The sequence below is a fragment of the Streptomyces sp. NPDC028308 genome, from assembly GCF_055565855.1.
In genome coordinates, this window is the sequence record NZ_JBVHTO010000002.1 from 417,510 (window position 1) to 433,384 (window position 15,875).

Here is a 15,875-nt window from a genome sequence, read left to right on the forward strand (position 1 = left end):
ATGGAACCGCAGCCGGGTCTGCCGGATCCTTCGTACGACAAGGCGCCGACGGGAGTGCCGGACACCGACCTGGCCGACCTCCAGCGCCGCATCCGGGAACTGGAGAGCGGGGGCAAGCCGCGCAGACATCGGTGGCGGTCGGTCCTGTCCGCCGTGGCGGTCACCATCGCCGCGCTGCTGTCCGTCCTGTCGGTCGTCGCGGTGTGGGCCGACAGCATGGTGGAGGACACCGACCGGTACGTCGACACCGTCGCTCCGCTGGCCAAGGACCCGGCGGTGCAGACGGCCGTGACGAACCGGGCCACGTCCGCGATCCTCGACCGGATCGACGTGCAGAAGCTGGTGGACGAACTCTCCTCGGCGGCCGAGCAGAAAGGGGCGCCCCCTGCCCTCGCCAAGCTGATCGGCGAACTCGACGGTCCCATCGAGAGCGGCCTGAAGGAGTTCGTGCGCGGCGCCGTCAACAGGGTCGTGACCGGCTCCGCGTTCGAGACCCTGTGGACGGACGCCAACCGGGCGGCGCACCGGTCACTGGACAAGGCCCTGACGGGCAAAGGCGGCGGCGCCGTGGTCCTGAAGGGCGACCAGGTGACGATCGACATCGGCCCTGTCGTGGAACGGGCCAAGGACGAGCTGGTGCGGTCGGGGTTCAGCCGCGCGTCGAGCATCCCCGAGGTGCACACCGACTTCGTGGTGTTCTCCTCGAACGAACTCGCCGAGGTCAGAACGTACACCCGCATCCTCCAGATCGTCGGCGCATGGCTTCCGGTGATCACCGTGCTCATCGCCGCCGCGGGGGTCCTCCTGGCCGTCCACCGGCGACGCGTGCTGGTGGCGACCGCCCTCGCCGTGGCCGCGGGGATGCTGGTCCTCGGTGTGGGCCTGACGGTGTTCCGCGACATCTATCTCGACCGTCTGCCGGCCTCGGTGTCCCAGGACGCCGCAGCCGCCGTGTTCGACGCCCTGGTCAAGTTCCTGCGCGCCGGCGTCCGCGCGGTGGCCGCCGTCGCCCTGGTGACCGCCTGCGGTGCCTTCCTGTGCGGGCCTTCCCGCGTGGCCGTCGCGATCCGGCAGGCGTGCACCGGTGGCATCGGGGCGGTGCGTGGCGCCGCCGGCTCGGCGGGCCTGCGTCTCGGCGCGGTCGGACGCTTCGTCCACCGGTACAAGCGGTGGATCGGCGGCCTCGTTCTGCTGGCCGCGCTGCTCGTCCTCGTCACCTGGTCGTACCCGAGCACCACCGTCGTGCTGTGGATCGTGGCCGCGCTGCTCCTCGCCCTCGCCCTGCGCGAGTTCCTCGACGACCCCGGCCCGGGGGGCGGCCCGGACCGGCACGACGCCGCGGACGAGGCGCGGTCGTCATGAGCACGCTGTGGAAACTCGAGGGAGTCCGACGACACCCCGCCCGTCGCACTCGGCCCTCCCCCGCTTCCGAAAGACGTACTTCATGACGGTGCCGAACGCCAGCACAGCGCCCGCCGAGGAGCCGGGGACGGAGACCTCCGAGGCCGACCATCTGCGGGACCTCCTGCTCAAGCCCGCGTACCGCAAGGTCCTGGTCTTCAGCTCCCTGATCGGCATCCCCATCTCGCTGGCCGCCTTCTGGTTCCTCGTCGGCCTGCACGAGCTGGAGCACGTGATGTGGGCGGACCTGCCGGACGCCCTCGGCTATGACTCCCCGCCGTCCTGGTGGCCGCTTCCGCTGCTCGCCGTGGCGGGAGTCATCGTGGGGCTGGTCGTGACACATCTGCCCGGGGCGGGCGGTCACGTCCCGGCGTCCGGGCTCCACTCGGGCGGCACCTCGGCCAGGGCGGTACCAGGGGTGATCATCGCGGCGACCGCGAGTCTGCCGCTCGGGGCGGTCCTCGGCCCGGAGGCACCCCTGATCGCGCTCGGAGGCGGTCTCGCCCTGCTCTTCCGCACGCTCGTCCGCGCCCCCGCCACACCCGAGGGCACCGCTCTGCTCGTCGCGGCGGGCGCCTCCGCGGCCATCTCCGCCATCTTCGGCAACCCCCTCATCGCCGCCGTACTCCTGATCGAGGTCGCGGGGGTGGGCGGTCCGCAGTTGTTCGTCGTCCTGCTCCCCGCTCTCCTGTCGAGCGGTGTCGGGGCCGTGACATTCACCGGCTTCGGGCACTGGACCGGCCTGGAGACGGGGAATCTCAGCGTCCGCTTCCCTACCGCCCCGCCCCGCCTGGACGTCGGGGACGTGGTGTGGTCGATCCTGCTGGCCGTGGCCATCGGCGCGCTGGCGCACCTGGTGGTCATCGGCGGGCGGCTCACCGCCGCCTACGTGGGCTCCTCCCCGTTCGTCAGGACGGTGATCTGCGCGATCGCCGCCGGAGGCTGCGCCGCGCTGTACACGCTCGTCACGGGTCGTACCCCCGTGGACGTCGCCTCGTCGGGACAGGCGACACTGGCCGACCTCGCGTCCGATCCCCACGCCTGGGGTGTCGGTGCCCTGCTGGGCGTCCTGCTGTTCAAGTCCGTCGCGTACATCCTGTGTCTGGGCAGCCTCCGCGGTGGACTGGTGTTCCCCGTGCTGTTCCTGGGTGCGGCCGCGGGAGTCCTGCTCTGCCCACTGCCCGGCTTCGGGGTCATTCCGGCCGCCGCCGCGGGCATGGCCGCGGGGGCCGCGGCCGTCCTGCGCCTCCCGGTCAGCAGCGTGGCCCTGGTGGTCCTCCTGCTCGGGAACGCGGAGACGATCCCCGTGGTGATCCTGGCGGCCGTGACGGCCTTCGTCGTCTCCGAGTTGCTTCCGACGGGCCCGGCCGCCGCCGGCCGCCCGCACGAGGCGAAGCAGGCGGCGACGTGAACGGCTCAGCCGTGAAGAGCCGTCGTCCGGCGGGTCACGCGGCCAGGATGCGACTCTTCTGGGCCTCGAACTCCGCCTCGGACAGCACACCTTGTTCCTTCAGCTGAGCGAGTTCCTTGAGCTGCGAGATCTTGGTGTCCATGGAGTCGCCGGCCGGGGCCTCGGGTGCGGCAGGCGGAGCGCTGTAGGGCTCCTGGGGTGCGGCCGCGGAGGTGCGCTCCCAGTCCTGTTGCGCCCATCGTCCGGCCTGGCGACGTGACACCCGGTTGGAGACGGCGGTGGCGGTACCGGAGATGACCGCGGTGCGGGCGACACCGCGAAGTAGACCAGGCATGCCGAATTCCTTGTCCTCAGGCGGCCGTCGGCCGCTATGCGTCGGCCCCGCGCTCGACCGCCTCCAGGCTCGCCAAGAGGTCCTCTGCCGGGATCCTTCCGTTGGCCACCATCCGTGCTCCGCTGCGGCGCAGGGCTGCCGCCAGGGGGGCGGCCCACACGTTCTCGTACACGATGACACCCGCTGAGTTGCCGGGTTCGAGGACCGCGGCGGCCTGCTGAAGGTCGTCCTCCCCGAGCAGGCCCGAGGAGGCACCCTCGAAGACGGCCAGGTCGAGCTCGCCGTCACCGTCCATGTCGGTGAGTTCGAGCCCTCTGACCGAACCGTCCGCGTCCTTGCGGACGAAGGAGAGGTCGAGGATGCGGATGATGCGCCGCTCCACGAGTTCGAGCAGCAGAGGCAGCCCTTCGCCGGTCATGCGATTACCCGGGAACTCCAGGATCAGGTAATCGACGGGGCCGAGCTGGGGAAGTTCGTCGACGGTCATACCGGCTCCTCATGGACGGCCTTCTGCCTGCGGCGGTGTCCCGGTCACGTCCCCGGCCGCGCGCGATGCACCGTTTCTCCAGTCCAGCACCGGAGGACCTCACGCGCACGTCGGAAGGTCGAGGCGCCCGCCTCGGGTGAGCTCGACGAGCTTCGGCCCGTCAGCCCGACACCCTGGTTCCGCATGCGCCACTCGACCGGCGGACCCACAGGGCGGGCGGCGGACGGCGCTCGTAGCGTCGGGCCCGGGGCGGGATCCGCCGTAGCGACCTGGAGAAGCCGATGAGCGATGCGTCGATGGAGAAGCTGGCAGCGGAAGCCTGGCTTTACGGATACCCGCTGGTCACGGCCGCGATGACACGAGATGCCATGACCGCTGTCCCGTCGAGGGACGACGCGCGGCGGAAGGCACCGCTCAACCAGTTCTGCTACATGCGCAGCACGCCGGACGCCTCCTTCACCGAAGTGGTGTCACCGAACGCCGACACCCTGTACTCCAGTGCCTGGCTCGACCTGTCCGACCAGCCACTGGTGCTGACCCTCCCCGCCTTCGGCGAGCGGTTCTGGATGGTGCCGATCCTGGACGCCTGGTCCAACGTCTTCGCCGTCGTCGGCCGGCGTAAGAACGGTCCCTCCGCCGGCCCCTGCTTGATCGCCGGTCCGTCCTGGTCGGGGGACGTCCCGCCCGGCCTGACGCTCCTGAAGTCGCCCACGAGCGTGAACTGGATCATCGCCCGGTACGCGACCAGCGGCCCGTCCGACTTTCCCGACGTCAACCAGCTCCAGGACGGCACACGGCTGATTCCGCTGTCGCAGTGGACGGGCGACCCGGACGACTACTCCCCACCCACCGACGTCCCGGTGCCCGCCGACGCCGACACCACCACGCCGCCCGTCGAGAGGGTCCACGCTCTCAGCGGCCGTGAGTATTTCGCCCTCCTCAACCGGCTGATGGTGGACAACCCTCCGGACGCCGCCGACGCCCCGTTCCTGCACAGCCTCGCCGGCCTCGGCATCTCTCCCGGCGCGAGCCTCGACGGCCAGTCCCCCGACGTCCTGGCCGCTCTGGACGCGGCTGCGCAACGCGGTCCGGACGTTCTGCGTGCTCACCTCACCCGTGCGGAGTCCGCCGACTCCGGTGGCTGGACCGTGCATCGGGGTCTGGGTGACTACGGAACGGACTACGCGAAGCGCGCGGTCATCACCCGCTTCGGATACGGAGCCAATCTCGACGCCGACGCCTTGTACCCGCACGCCACCACCGACTCCGAGGGCCGCCCGCTCGACGGCGCCCACTCGTATGTGCTGCACTTCGAAGCGGGCCGGACGCCGCCCGTGGACGGCTTCTGGTCCCTGACGATGATGAACGAGCGTCAGCTGTTCGCCGACAACTCGCTGAACCGTTACGCGATCGGCGACCGCAGCGGCATGCGGACCAACCCCGACGGCTCCCTGGACATCTACGTCCAGCACGAGAATCCCGGGACCGACCGGGAGACGAACTGGCTCCCGGCCCCGGCGGGCGCCTTCAACGTCTTCCTGCGTCTGTACTGGCCCCGTGCGTCCGCCCTCACAGGTGAATGGACCGCGCCCGCACTGCAGCGCACCGGCTGAGCTTCACGGATTCCGGCTGCCCTCCGGAACCCGTCCGCCCGGCTCGCACTGGTCGGCCCGAGTTCCCGGCGGCTGAGTGTGACAGCCGTCCGTGTTCCCGGAGGTGGAAACGTCGGGGCCATTCACCGACGGCCGGCAGTCGCCGTGCTCCCGCACGCGGCGACCGGCCGTCGGACTCGCTCAAGCGCTCGCGTGGCGCCCCGCGGCCATTCCCCGCGCGCCCGCGTGGCGGGCTCCGCCGCCCGCGCCGACGGGCCGCCTGCGCCACAGCCACAGGGACGTGACGGACAGCAGGCCGGTGAACACCACCAGGAACAGCACGGACACCCACATCTGCCGGCTTCCGGGAGCCTCCCGTCCCAGCCAGGTCGCCGAGGCCGCCCACAGAAGGGCACCCGCCGCGTAGAACATGCGGATCCGGCGCAGCTGACGCACCGCCCGCAGGGGAATGGAGTGATCGTTCCTCGATGCCATGCGGCCCGTGTACCCACAAATGCGCCGCCCATCGGACCGAGGGCGACGCATCGTGGAAAAGCCGCGGACAGGTGCTCCCCTCGTGCCGAAGCGCACGTGACGGCGCGGGATCCCGAGGCCCCGGGCGCACCGGCCGCACGCTCAGCCGGTGTGGTCCCCACGCCCCTCGAAGTCCCGCCGTATCGCGGCGCCTTGATCCTCGACCAGGCCCGCCTCGTCGGGCAGTTCCAGTACGGCGCCACAGTGCCGGCAGAGCCTCCCGTCCTCGGCGGGCGTACCGCACGCCTTGCAGAACCGGTTGACCTGCTCGTCCTCGTTTGCCTTCGTCACGGTGACTCCCCTACGTGGTGAACGGTGCAGGACGCCGGTACCCCCGCGGCCGGCGGTGATTCGTGATCCGGCGGGCGAGGCGGCCGAAGACGCCGTCGGAGACGGGCTCGCCGGAGGATGTCACAGCGGCCGGTGCTGTCTCGTCCTATGGGGTGCAGGCAATCCCCGATCAAGGAGCGGACGATGGACCTCGCGCTGTGGATCACGGCGGGACTGCTGGCCCTGGTGGCCCTGGCCGGCGGTGTCAGCAAGACGTTCGTGCCCATCGAGAGGCTGGCCTCGGTGCACGGCGGAGGCTGGACCGAGGACGCGGGTGCCCCCGCCGTCAGGACGCTCGGCCTCCTCGAACTCCTGGCCGCGGCGGGCCTGATCCTTCCCGCCGCGCTCGACATCGCGCCGGTCCTGGTGCCGGTGACGGCCCTGTGCTGGGTGCTGCTGATGATCGGCGCGATGTTCACGCACGGCCGCCGGGGAGAGTCGGCGCTGGTGGCGTTGAATCTGGTGTACCTCGCTCTCGCGGTCTACCTGGCCTGGGGCCGTCTCGGCCCGGAGCCCTTCGCCGGATGACCGCCGACGGACGGGGCGAGGACGGTCGTCGGGGTGTCCGACGCGGGGGATGGCCGCGCGCACGGGGTGGCGTTCCCCCACGCGGGCCGCACGGAAGTCCGGTCGGCCGCTACGGCGTCCCGCTCGGCGCCCGACGTACGAGGAGGGAAGGGCATGAGCAAAGCCGAGGAGTTCCAGGAGCTGCGGCCGCTGTTGTTCTCGATCGCCTACCGCATCCTGGGCAGCGTGAGCGAGGCCGAGGACGCGGTCCAGGACACCTGGCTGCGCTTCGAGGCGTCCACGACGGAGCCGAGATCGACCAAGGCGTTCCTCTCGGCCACGGTGACCCGCCTCTCGGTCGACGTCCTGCGCTCGGCCCGCGTCCGACGGGAGGAGTACGTCGGCCCCTGGTTCCCCGAGCCTCTCCTCAGCGACCCCTACGACGATCCGACCCGCTCGGCCGAGCTGGCCGACTCGGTGTCCATGGCGGCCCTGTTGCTGCTGGAGCGGCTCAGCCCGCTGGAGCGGGCCGTGTTCGTACTGCGGGAGGTTTTCGACTTCGGGTTTCCCGAGGTCGCGTCGGCGGTGGGACGCTCGGAGGCCGCGTGCCGCCAGCTCGCGGTGCGCGCCCGGCGGCACATGGCCGACGGGCGGCCGCGCTTCGAGGCCGACCGCGAGGAGCGGGCGGAGCTCGCCTCGCGGTTCTTCGAGGCACTGCGCGAGGGCGACGTCGCCGCGCTGCGCGAACTGCTCGCCGCCGACGTGACGATGGTCGGGGACGGCGGCGGCAAGGCGCCGCAGCTGGCCAGGGCCGTCAGCGGCGCCGGGAACGTGGCACGCCTGCTCGCCTCCGTCTTCCCGCGCATGGCACGGGTCGACATCACGTTCGAGCCGCACGAGGTCAACCGCCAGCCCGGCGCGATCTTCCGCGACCGCGACGGCAAGGTCCTGCACACGCTGGTGCTCGACGTGCTCGACGGCCGCGTCCAGGCGATCCGTTCGGTGATCAACCCCGACAAGCTCGGGCACGTGGGCCCGGTGGCGGACGCCTGGTCGGTCCATCACGCGGTGCGGCAGGTACCCAGGTCCGGGGACTAGGGTCTGTCGTTTGGATCAGGTCGGCCGTGACAGAGGGTTCGTCCCGGTCGGCCCGAGCGGGGTCTGGTGCGTGCAGCTGCAAGGCGGAGGAGGGAGTCGAAGCGATGGGGGTCCCCCCGCTCGAGCGGAGCCGAGAGTGGGGGAGTCGGCGACCGACGACAACGCCGCAGATGTGCGTGCCAGACCCTGCGACCCCGGCCTGATCCAAACGGCAGGCCCTAGCGGCGCTGGACGGCAAGTCCTTGGTCCGCGCGCCCCTTTGAGCCCTCGGCGTGGGGCCCGTCAGAACGGCGGCGTCGGGGAGGGAGAGGCGTCGGAGAGGTCGGCCCCGGTGTCGGCGTGCCTGCGGGACTGCCCGACGCCGTGCCAGTCCAGGCACATGATCGTCGCGTCGTCCTGGAGATGGCCGTCGTTGGAGGCCACGACCCGCGCGATCATCGTGCGGGCAGCCTCGCGTGGATGCAGGTCGCTGGTTCGCTCGATCAGGTCGCTCAGGTCCACGCCGCTCGCGCTGCGCTCCAGCATGCCGTCGGTGACCATCACGAGCCGGTCGCCGGGCTGGAGGTCCAGCCGCTGCACGTGGTAGCGGTGCGGGAACCGGAAACCGAACGGCATGTCGATGTCGACCCGCAGCTGCTCCACCTTCCCGTGGCGCAGCCGCAGGGGCCACGGGTGACCGGCGTTGATGAACTCGTTGGTGCCGTCCAGCAGACTGATCCGCAGCAGCTGACCGGTGACGTAGCTCTGGCGGCCGTGCTCCAGCATGGCCTTGTGGGCCTGCCCGGCCTGTTCGACGAGGTCGCCCCCGGCTCTTCTGGCCCGCCGCAGCGCGCCCACGGCCAGCGTGGCGAGCAGCGCGGCGTCGACGTCGTGCCCCATGGCGTCGGTGACGGACAGCTGCACGGTGTCCCGGTCGATGACGTAGTCGAAGGTGTCGCCCCCGACGTGGTCGGCGGGTTCGAGCGCTCCGGCGACGGTGAACTGTGCGGCCTCGCAGGCGAGGGAGGAGGGCAGCAGCCGGTGCTGGATCTCCGCTGCCAGGCTCAGCGGGCTGGTGCGCCGGCCCCACTGGTACACGTCGGTGAAGGACCGGTTCGCGATGACGATGTAGGCCAGGGCGTGTGCCGTCTCGCCGATCTCCCGCATCGCCGCCGTGTCGGGTTCCGAGTCCAGGAAGAGTTCCAGGAGACCTATGGCGTCCCCGCGGTTGGTGACGGGGGCGATGACCCGCACCGTGCGCCCGTCGTCGAAGAGCTCCGTGGTGCTCTGCTGGGTCCGGATCACCTCGTCGTACAGCGTGCCGGGGAGGGCGATGCGCCGGGCGGGCTCGTCGGTCTCGACGGTTCCGGCGGCACCGAGGCGCACCACCGACGCGCCGGTGAAGTCCGTGATGAGAAAGGACACCGTCCTCGCGTCGAGGCGCTGTCTGAGCATGCGGGCGACGACGTCGAGCGATTCCACCGGTGCCGCCGACTCCGCGGCGGCGAGCACCCCGGCCAGGCCGATGGTGCCGTCGTGGCGGTCGGGACCGGGCGCGGGCGGGGTCCGCCCGTTCGGGGCGTCGTCCGGCGGATGTGCGCTCACGTGTTGGGTCTCCCGTCGTCCGACCGCTCCGGATCCGCCTCGCCGAGGGGGACGAGTGGCCGGCGAGGCCGGTCGCGATGGTGCGGCCTCGACGCGCACCGGCGGTGACAGTCTCCCACCCCAGTGCCCCGCCGCGCCCTTTTCAGTCGACGCGGTCCAGGCGATCCGCTGCCGCGCGAGCGCGCTCACCGGGGCCGGCCCGGCGCCGAGGCACCGGGCCGGCCGTTACGACCGCCGTCCTGCGCGGGGCACAGCCCCGTACCGCGTACGTCTCGCGGCGCCCCCGGTCAGTCCGTGCCCGACTCCATCGCGGCGCGGTCCAGCAGCTCGTCGTCGGCGGAGACCTCGCCCCGGGAGGCGATGGCCTCGGCGCCGCCCTCGGGCATGGCACCGATCAGTCCGGTCGCGGCGGCCTGCGCGGCGCCGATGGCCGGGTTGGCGGTGCCGATCAGGCCGAGCCCGGCGTACTGCTCCAGCTTGGCGCGGGAGTCGGCGATGTCGAGGTTGCGCATGGTGAGCTGGCCGATCCGGTCCACCGGGCCGAACGCGGAGTCCTCGGTGCGCTCCATCGACAGCTTGTCCGGGTGGTAGCTGAACGCGGGGCCCGTGGTGTCGAGGATGGAGTAGTCCTCGCCGCGGCGCAGCCGCAGGGTGACCTCGCCGGTGACGGCCGAGCCGACCCAGCGCTGGAGGGACTCCCGGATCATCAGCGCCTGCGGGTCCAGCCAGCGGCCCTCGTACATCAGGCGGCCCAGTCGCCGGCCCTCGTTGTGGTACTGGGCGAGGGTGTCCTCGTTGTGGATCGCGTTGACGAGGCGCTCGTAGGCGGCGTGCAGCAGGGCCATGCCGGGGGCCTCGTAGATGCCGCGGCTCTTGGCCTCGATGATGCGGTTCTCGATCTGGTCGGACATGCCGAGCCCGTGGCGACCGCCGATGGCGTTGGCCTCCATCACCAGGTCGACGGGGGAGGCGAACTCCTTGCCGTTGACGGTGACCGGGCGGCCCTGGTCGAAGCCGATCGTCACGTCCTCGGCGGCGATCTCGACGGAGGGGTCCCAGAACCGCACGCCCATGATCGGCTCGACGGTCTCCACGCCCGTGTCCAGGTGCTCCAGGGTCTTGGCCTCGTGCGTGGCGCCCCAGATGTTGGCGTCGGTGGAGTACGCCTTCTCCGCGCTGTCGCGGTAGGGCAGGTCGTGGGCGACCAGCCACTCCGACATCTCCTTGCGGCCGCCGAGCTCGGTCACGAAGTCCGCGTCCAGCCAGGGCTTGTAGATCCGCAGGTGCGGGTTGGCGAGGAGGCCGTAGCGGTAGAACCGCTCGATGTCGTTGCCCTTGAAGGTCGAGCCGTCGCCCCAGATCTGCACGTCGTCCTCGAGCATCGCCCGGACCAGCAGGGTGCCGGTGACGGCGCGGCCGAGCGGCGTCGTGTTGAAGTAGGCGCGCCCGCCGGAGCGGATGTGGAACGCCCCGCAGGTGAGAGCGGCCAGGCCCTCCTCGACCAGCGCCGCACGGCAGTCGACCAGGCGTGCGATCTCGGCGCCGTAGGTCTGCGCGCGGCCGGGCACCGAGGCGATGTCGGGCTCGTCGTACTGACCGATGTCGGCGGTGTAGGTGCACGGGACGGCGCCCTTGTCGCGCATCCACGCGACCGCGACGGAGGTGTCGAGGCCGCCCGAGAAGGCGATTCCGACGCGCTCGCCGGCGGGAAGGGAGGTGAGGACCTTAGACATAGGAAGAGTATGCACCCTCACGCATGGTCATGCAAAGCCGCTTGCGGCAGTGCCGGCTCCGGGAGGGAGCACGGCCGCCCACCGGGGCCCGCCGCGGCGGGTGCTGACGCGTCCCGGCCGACGCGGCGGGCCTGGGGACGCCTCCCGGGGGTACCCGCAGGCTCCCGCCGCAAGGGACACCCCGAGCGGCGGCAAGCGATGGTGAACGCGTGAAGGAGCGGGCATGGGCCGACAGGCAGCGACCACGGGCGGCGGGCAGGCGGCACGGCTGCGGAAGACCGCCTCGGAGGTGTTCGGCTGGGACACCCTGCTGCCCGAGCAGCTCACCGCCATGGAGTGGGTCCTCGACGGCCACGACACCTTCGTCGTCATGCCGACCGGCGCGGGCAAGTCCGCCGTCTACCAGGTGCCGGCGGCGCTGCTCGACGGGCCGGTCGTGGTCGTCTCGCCGCTGCTCGCCCTCCAGCGGGACCAGATCGCCGGACTGCCGGACGGTGACGGCTCACCCGGTGCCGTCGCCGTGAACTCCGACCTGGGGGCGGCCGCCACGGAGGCTGCCTGGGAGTCCGTGGCCCGCGGTGAGGCCCGCCTGCTGTACCTGTCTCCCGAGCAACTGGCCCGCGACGACGTGATCGAACGGCTGGCGGCGCTGCGTCCCGCCCTGTTCGTGGTGGACGAGGCGCAGTGCGTGTCCTCGTGGGGCCACGACTTCCGGCCCGACTACCTGCGCCTGGAGCAGGCGGCACGGCGGGTGGGCCGGCCGCCGCTGCTCGCGCTGACCGCGACGGCGGCGCCCCCGGTGCGCAGGGAGATCGTCGAACAGCTCGGCATGGACCGACCGCGCCTGATGGTGGCCGGTTTCGACCGCCCGAACATACGGCTGGAGGTGCGCCGCTTCCTGGACGAGGACGACCGGCGCCGGGCGGTCGTCGAGCGGGCCGCGGCCGAGCCGAAGCCGGGCATCGTCTACGCGGCGACCCGCAAGGACACCGAGTTCTTCGCGGGCGAGCTGGCCGCCCTCGGGCTGGCCGCCGAGGCCTACCACGCCGGGCTGCGTGCCACCGAACGCTCCCGTATCCACGACGCGTTCCTCTCCGGCGAGACCGACGTGGTGGTCGCGACCTCCGCGTTCGGCATGGGCATCGACAAGGAGGACGTACGGTTCGTGCTGCACGCCTCGCTGCCGGGCTCGCTCGACGCCTACTACCAGGAGATCGGCCGCGGCGGCAGGGACGGCGAACCCGCGCTGGCCGTGCTGCACTACCGGCCCGAGGACACCGGCATGCAGACGTACTTCGCCGCCCGCTCCCCCAGCCGTGACGTCCTCGCCGAGGTGGCCGACGCCGTCCACGAACGCCGGTCGGACCCCGCCGACGTGGACGAACTGCGCCGGGCGACGGGACTCTCGCGCAACCGCGTCACCGCCGCCGTGAACCTGCTGGAGGAGGCCGGCGCCGTGACCACCGGCGCGGAGGGCGAGGTGCTTCCGGTGCCCGCCACTCCCCCGGACGACGCGGCGGAACAGGCCGCACTCACGGCCGACGCCCACCGCAGGACCGACAAGTCCCGGGTCGACATGGCCCGTTCGTACGCCGAGACGACCGGCTGCCGGCGCCACTTCCTGCTCGGCTACTTCGGCGAGGCGTACGAGACACCGTGCGACAACTGCGACGTGTGCGCGGAGCGGGACGGCGACGACGAGCTCGGGGGCGCCGGGCGGTCCGCCCACCCGGCGGTCGCCGACTACCCCGTCGGCGCCGAGGTGCGGCACGGCCACTGGGGGGACGGGACGGTCCTCAGCGAGGACGGGGACCGCATCACCGTCCTGTTCGACCAGGCCGGCTACCACACGCTGTCCCTGGAGGCCGTGGCCGGCCGCGACGACCTGCTCACCGTGGTGCGCAGGCCCGGGGAGGAGCAGGCGGCCGTCTGAGCCCCGCCCGGGCCGGTGGACCCGGGCGGGCGGCGCGCGCTGCCGTGTGGGGCGCGGGGCCTCCGGGGCGTCAGCGCTACCCCGCGTCCGGCGCGCGATGCCCCGACCAGGCCCGCTCGCGCAACTCCGCGCTGAGCAGGACGTCCGCCGCCGTGCACGCCAGCGCCTCCGTCGCCGCGAGCAGCACCTCGCGTGCCCGCTCGGAGGCCGCGGCCTCGGCGAACTCCGGGGTGTGGTCGGAGGCGTCCTCACCCATGATCGCGACGAACGGGTGGATGGCGGGCACGCGCGTGCTGACGTTGCCGATGTCCGACGACCCCAGGTAGACGCCGGGCGTCGGCGCGCCGAGCGTGATCCCGGCCCGGTCCAGATGTTCGGCGAAGCGCTCCGAGAGCGTGCCGCTGTCGCGGAAGTGGTCGTAGCGGACGGTGACGCGCTCCACCTCGGCCCGGGTGCCGGTGGCCAGGGCGACGCCCTCGGCACACGTGGTCTGCCGGGCGACCAGGTCCGCCAGGGCGTCGGTGGTGGCGGCGCGCAGGCCGAAGCGCCCCTCGGCGTACTCCGGGACGATGTTCGTGGCGGTGCCGCCGTGCGTGACGATGCCCTGGATGTGGGAGGCCTCGGGCAGACGACGGCCCAGCGCGTGCAGCACGTTGAACAGCTCCACGAGTGCCGCGAGGGCGTCGATGCCCTCCGTGGGGTTGCCCGTGGGATGGGCCGCTCGCCCGTGGAACCCCACCCGGTACTGCACCTGGGCCGTCAGCGGTGCCCGCGTCCAGCTGTGCACCCCCGGGTGGAACATCAGAGCCGCGTCGACGTCGTCGAAGACACCCGCCTCCACCTCGACGGCCTTGCCGCCGCCGCCCTCCTCGGCGGGCGTGCCGACGGCGAGCACGGACCCGTCGCCGGCGTCGAGCACGGCACCCGCGGCCAGGGCGGCCCCCAGTCCGGCGGCGGCGATGAGGTTGTGGCCGCAGGCGTGCCCGAGGCCCGGCAGCGCGTCGTACTCCAGCAGCAGCGCGACGGTGGGGCGGCCCCGGCCCGAGCGCGCGGTGAACGCCGTCGGCATGTCCGCCACCCCGCGCTCCACCGCGAAGCCCTCGCGTTCGAGCACGTCCGTCAGCAGCGCGGCGGCCCGGTGCTCGTCGAAGGCGAACTCCGGGTCGGCGTGCAGGCGCAGCGCCACGTCCCACAGCGTCTCGGCCCGCCCCTTCACCTCCTTGCGGATCTGCTGGTGTACGCCGTCGAGCGAGCGTGCCATGCGGACTCCTCAGGACGCCTGGATGCGGTCGTACGCCTGTCAGGAAGCGGGTTCCACCGTGCGGGTGCCCGACACCCGCGAGGTTTCGATCACGGCGCGGGTGCATTTCGTGAGGGGTGCCCGACAGGCCGTCGGCCGGCGGTGCGAGGACGCCGGGCGGAGACCGGGGGCACGACCGGCGTCGACGAGGGAGAAGAGATGGACCACTCGCGCGCGCCCGTCCTGGAAGCACTGGAAGACTTCCGCCGCCGGGGAGACGTGGCCTACGGGCCGCCCGGACACAAGCAGGGCCGCGGAGTGGACCCGAGGGTGGCCGAGATCGTCGGGCTCGACGTCTTCAGGTCCGACGTCCTGTCCCTCAACGGGCTCGACGACCGGCGCCAGTCGCAGGGCGTGCTCAGCCGGGCCCAGGAGCTGATGGCGGACGCCGTCGGCGCCGACCAGGCGTTCTTCTCCACCTGCGGCAGCTCCCTGTCCGTGAAGACCGCCATGCTGTCGGTGGCCGGGCCCGGCGAGAAGCTGCTCCTGTCCCGCAACGCGCACAAGTCGGTGATCGCGGCCGTCATCGTGAACGGCGTACAGCCGATCTGGGTGCACCCCGAGTTCGACACCGAGCGCCACATGGCGCACCCGCCGGAGCCCGACGACGTACGCCGCAAGCTCCAGGAGCACCCCGACGCCAAGGGCATGCTCCTGATCACGCCCACCGACTGGGGCAGCTGCGCGGACATCCGGGGCGAGGCGCGGGTCTGCCACGAGCACGACGTACCGCTCATCGTCGACGAGGCGTGGGGCGCCCACCTGCCCTTCCACCCCGACCTGCCGGCCTTCGGCATGGACGCCGAGGCCGACCTCGTGGTGACCAGCGTGCACAAGATGGGCGGCGCCATCGAGCAGAGCTCCGTCTTCCATCTCCAGTACGACCGGATCTCTCCCGAGGTCCTCAAGCAGCGCGAGGACCTGCTGGGGACGACGAGCGCCTCGACGCTGGTGTTCGCCACGCTCGACGGCTGGCGGCGCCAGATGGTCGAGCACGGACACGAACTCCTGGACGCCGCGATCCAGCGGGCGTACCGCGTCCGGGCCGTGGCGGAGAGCCTGGACGGACTGCGCCCCATGGGCCGGGAGATCGTCGACGAGGGGCTCACCGCCGCCTTCGACCCGCTCAAGATCGTGATCGACGTACGGGAGCTGGGCATCAGCGGCATGCAGGCGGCCGAGTGGCTGCGGCCTCATCGCCACGTGGACGTCGGCGGCTCGGACACGTGCCGCATCAGCGCGTCGATCACCCACGCCGACGACGACGAGACCGAGAAGATCCTCAGGGACGCGCTGCACGCCCTCGTCGAGAACGCCGACTCCATCGAACGCCGGCCGCCCGTGCGGCTGCCGGCGGCCTCGGCGCTGGAACTGGAGCAGGCGATGCTCCCTCGCGACGCGTTCTTCGCCCCGGCCGAGCACGTGCCGGCGGAGCGGGCGGCGGGCCGGATCTCGGCCGAGACGATCAGCCCCTATCCCCGGGGCGTCCCGGCGGTGGCACCCGGCGAGGTGATCACCGACGAGGTCCTCGACTACCTGCGCAGCGGCGTGGAACACGGCGTCCTCATCCCGGACGCCGCGGACCCGTCGGTCAAGACGCTACGGGTGGTCGCCCGCGACTGAGGTGAGCG

The 15,875-nt window shown here is 72.3% G+C and carries 14 protein-coding genes; 7 read left to right on the forward strand and 7 right to left on the reverse strand.

What is annotated here, in order from left to right:
- Together ACZ4VA_RS06200 and ACZ4VA_RS06205 are read left to right on the forward strand one after the other, a co-directional pair.
- Entirely contained in the window at window positions 1–1,362 is a 1,362-nt protein-coding gene (locus tag ACZ4VA_RS06200; protein WP_355791660.1) for a hypothetical protein, read from the forward strand.
- Between the two features lie 82 nt (window positions 1,363–1,444).
- Window positions 1,445–2,812, forward strand: a complete 1,368-nt coding sequence (locus ACZ4VA_RS06205) for a chloride channel protein (RefSeq protein WP_452921464.1) — start codon at window positions 1,445–1,447, stop codon at window positions 2,810–2,812.
- A 34-nt stretch (window positions 2,813–2,846) separates the two neighbouring features.
- Here the strand turns inward: ACZ4VA_RS06205 and ACZ4VA_RS06210 are convergent, their stop codons facing one another.
- A complete protein-coding gene (locus ACZ4VA_RS06210; protein WP_355790283.1) occupies window positions 2,847–3,146 on the reverse strand; it encodes an SHOCT domain-containing protein in 300 nt (99 codons plus the stop codon).
- 34 nt (window positions 3,147–3,180) lie between these two features.
- Window positions 3,181–3,633 (reverse strand): DUF6325 family protein, encoded by a 453-nt coding sequence (locus ACZ4VA_RS06215; RefSeq protein WP_355790286.1) that lies wholly within the window; start codon window positions 3,631–3,633, stop codon window positions 3,181–3,183.
- A gap of 281 nt (window positions 3,634–3,914) precedes the next feature.
- Here ACZ4VA_RS06215 and ACZ4VA_RS06220 point away from each other — a divergent pair, with 281 nt between their 5' ends.
- Entirely contained in the window at window positions 3,915–5,246 is a 1,332-nt protein-coding gene (locus tag ACZ4VA_RS06220) for a DUF1254 domain-containing protein (protein WP_468080075.1), read from the forward strand.
- A gap of 180 nt (window positions 5,247–5,426) precedes the next feature.
- Here ACZ4VA_RS06220 and ACZ4VA_RS06225 read toward each other — a convergent pair whose 3' ends face one another.
- Window positions 5,427–5,720 (reverse strand): hypothetical protein, encoded by a 294-nt coding sequence (locus ACZ4VA_RS06225; RefSeq protein WP_355790289.1) that lies wholly within the window; start codon window positions 5,718–5,720, stop codon window positions 5,427–5,429.
- Window positions 5,721–5,861: 141 nt separating this feature from the next.
- Window positions 5,862–6,050, reverse strand: coding sequence for a hypothetical protein (locus ACZ4VA_RS06230; protein WP_355790291.1), 189 nt, complete (start codon window positions 6,048–6,050; stop codon window positions 5,862–5,864).
- 183 nt (window positions 6,051–6,233) lie between these two features.
- Here ACZ4VA_RS06230 and ACZ4VA_RS06235 point away from each other — a divergent pair, with 183 nt between their 5' ends.
- Window positions 6,234–6,617 carry a DoxX family protein gene (locus ACZ4VA_RS06235; RefSeq protein WP_355790294.1) on the forward strand — a complete coding sequence of 128 codons (384 nt, stop codon included), beginning with the start codon at window positions 6,234–6,236 and terminating at the stop codon, window positions 6,615–6,617.
- 153 nt (window positions 6,618–6,770) lie between these two features.
- The gene (locus ACZ4VA_RS06240; protein WP_468080077.1) at window positions 6,771–7,694 is read left to right on the forward strand and encodes an RNA polymerase sigma-70 factor; all 924 of its coding nucleotides are present in this window, start codon (window positions 6,771–6,773) and stop codon (window positions 7,692–7,694) included.
- A gap of 282 nt (window positions 7,695–7,976) precedes the next feature.
- On the opposite strand, the gene ACZ4VA_RS06245 is transcribed toward ACZ4VA_RS06240, so the two are convergent.
- Both ACZ4VA_RS06245 and argG read right to left on the reverse strand, forming a co-directional pair.
- Entirely contained in the window at window positions 7,977–9,200 is a 1,224-nt protein-coding gene (locus ACZ4VA_RS06245; protein ID WP_468080331.1) for a PP2C family protein-serine/threonine phosphatase, read from the reverse strand.
- Window positions 9,201–9,565: 365 nt separating this feature from the next.
- Window positions 9,566–11,011 carry an argininosuccinate synthase gene (argG, locus tag ACZ4VA_RS06250; RefSeq protein ID WP_356167848.1) on the reverse strand — a complete coding sequence of 482 codons (1,446 nt, stop codon included), beginning with the start codon at window positions 11,009–11,011 and terminating at the stop codon, window positions 9,566–9,568.
- A gap of 223 nt (window positions 11,012–11,234) precedes the next feature.
- Between argG and ACZ4VA_RS06255 the strand changes: the two genes are divergently transcribed.
- Window positions 11,235–12,944, forward strand: a complete 1,710-nt coding sequence (locus ACZ4VA_RS06255) for a RecQ family ATP-dependent DNA helicase (RefSeq protein WP_356244642.1) — start codon at window positions 11,235–11,237, stop codon at window positions 12,942–12,944.
- A 76-nt stretch (window positions 12,945–13,020) separates the two neighbouring features.
- Here the strand turns inward: ACZ4VA_RS06255 and ACZ4VA_RS06260 are convergent, their stop codons facing one another.
- Window positions 13,021–14,205, reverse strand: coding sequence for an amidohydrolase (locus ACZ4VA_RS06260; protein WP_468080080.1), 1,185 nt, complete (start codon window positions 14,203–14,205; stop codon window positions 13,021–13,023).
- Between the two features lie 198 nt (window positions 14,206–14,403).
- Between ACZ4VA_RS06260 and ACZ4VA_RS06265 the strand changes: the two genes are divergently transcribed.
- Window positions 14,404–15,867 carry an aminotransferase class I/II-fold pyridoxal phosphate-dependent enzyme gene (locus ACZ4VA_RS06265; RefSeq protein WP_468080082.1) on the forward strand — a complete coding sequence of 488 codons (1,464 nt, stop codon included), beginning with the start codon at window positions 14,404–14,406 and terminating at the stop codon, window positions 15,865–15,867.
- Window positions 15,868–15,875: the final 8 nt, after the last annotated feature.

Coding starts and splice junctions, on each gene's coding strand:
- ACZ4VA_RS06200 (WP_355791660.1), top strand. CDS start 1: ATGGAACCGCAGCCGGGTCTGCCGGATCCTTCGTACGACAAGGCGCCG.
- ACZ4VA_RS06210 (WP_355790283.1), bottom strand. CDS start 3,146: ATGCCTGGTCTACTTCGCGGTGTCGCCCGCACCGCGGTCATCTCCGGT.
- ACZ4VA_RS06240 (WP_468080077.1), top strand. CDS start 6,771: ATGAGCAAAGCCGAGGAGTTCCAGGAGCTGCGGCCGCTGTTGTTCTCG.
- ACZ4VA_RS06225 (WP_355790289.1), bottom strand. CDS start 5,720: ATGGCATCGAGGAACGATCACTCCATTCCCCTGCGGGCGGTGCGTCAG.
- ACZ4VA_RS06260 (WP_468080080.1), bottom strand. CDS start 14,205: ATGGCACGCTCGCTCGACGGCGTACACCAGCAGATCCGCAAGGAGGTG.
- ACZ4VA_RS06235 (WP_355790294.1), top strand. CDS start 6,234: ATGGACCTCGCGCTGTGGATCACGGCGGGACTGCTGGCCCTGGTGGCC.
- ACZ4VA_RS06265 (WP_468080082.1), top strand. CDS start 14,404: ATGGACCACTCGCGCGCGCCCGTCCTGGAAGCACTGGAAGACTTCCGC.
- argG (WP_356167848.1), bottom strand. CDS start 11,011: ATGTCTAAGGTCCTCACCTCCCTTCCCGCCGGCGAGCGCGTCGGAATC.
- ACZ4VA_RS06220 (WP_468080075.1), top strand. CDS start 3,915: ATGAGCGATGCGTCGATGGAGAAGCTGGCAGCGGAAGCCTGGCTTTAC.
- ACZ4VA_RS06215 (WP_355790286.1), bottom strand. CDS start 3,633: ATGACCGTCGACGAACTTCCCCAGCTCGGCCCCGTCGATTACCTGATC.
- ACZ4VA_RS06255 (WP_356244642.1), top strand. CDS start 11,235: ATGGGCCGACAGGCAGCGACCACGGGCGGCGGGCAGGCGGCACGGCTG.
- ACZ4VA_RS06205 (WP_452921464.1), top strand. CDS start 1,445: ATGACGGTGCCGAACGCCAGCACAGCGCCCGCCGAGGAGCCGGGGACG.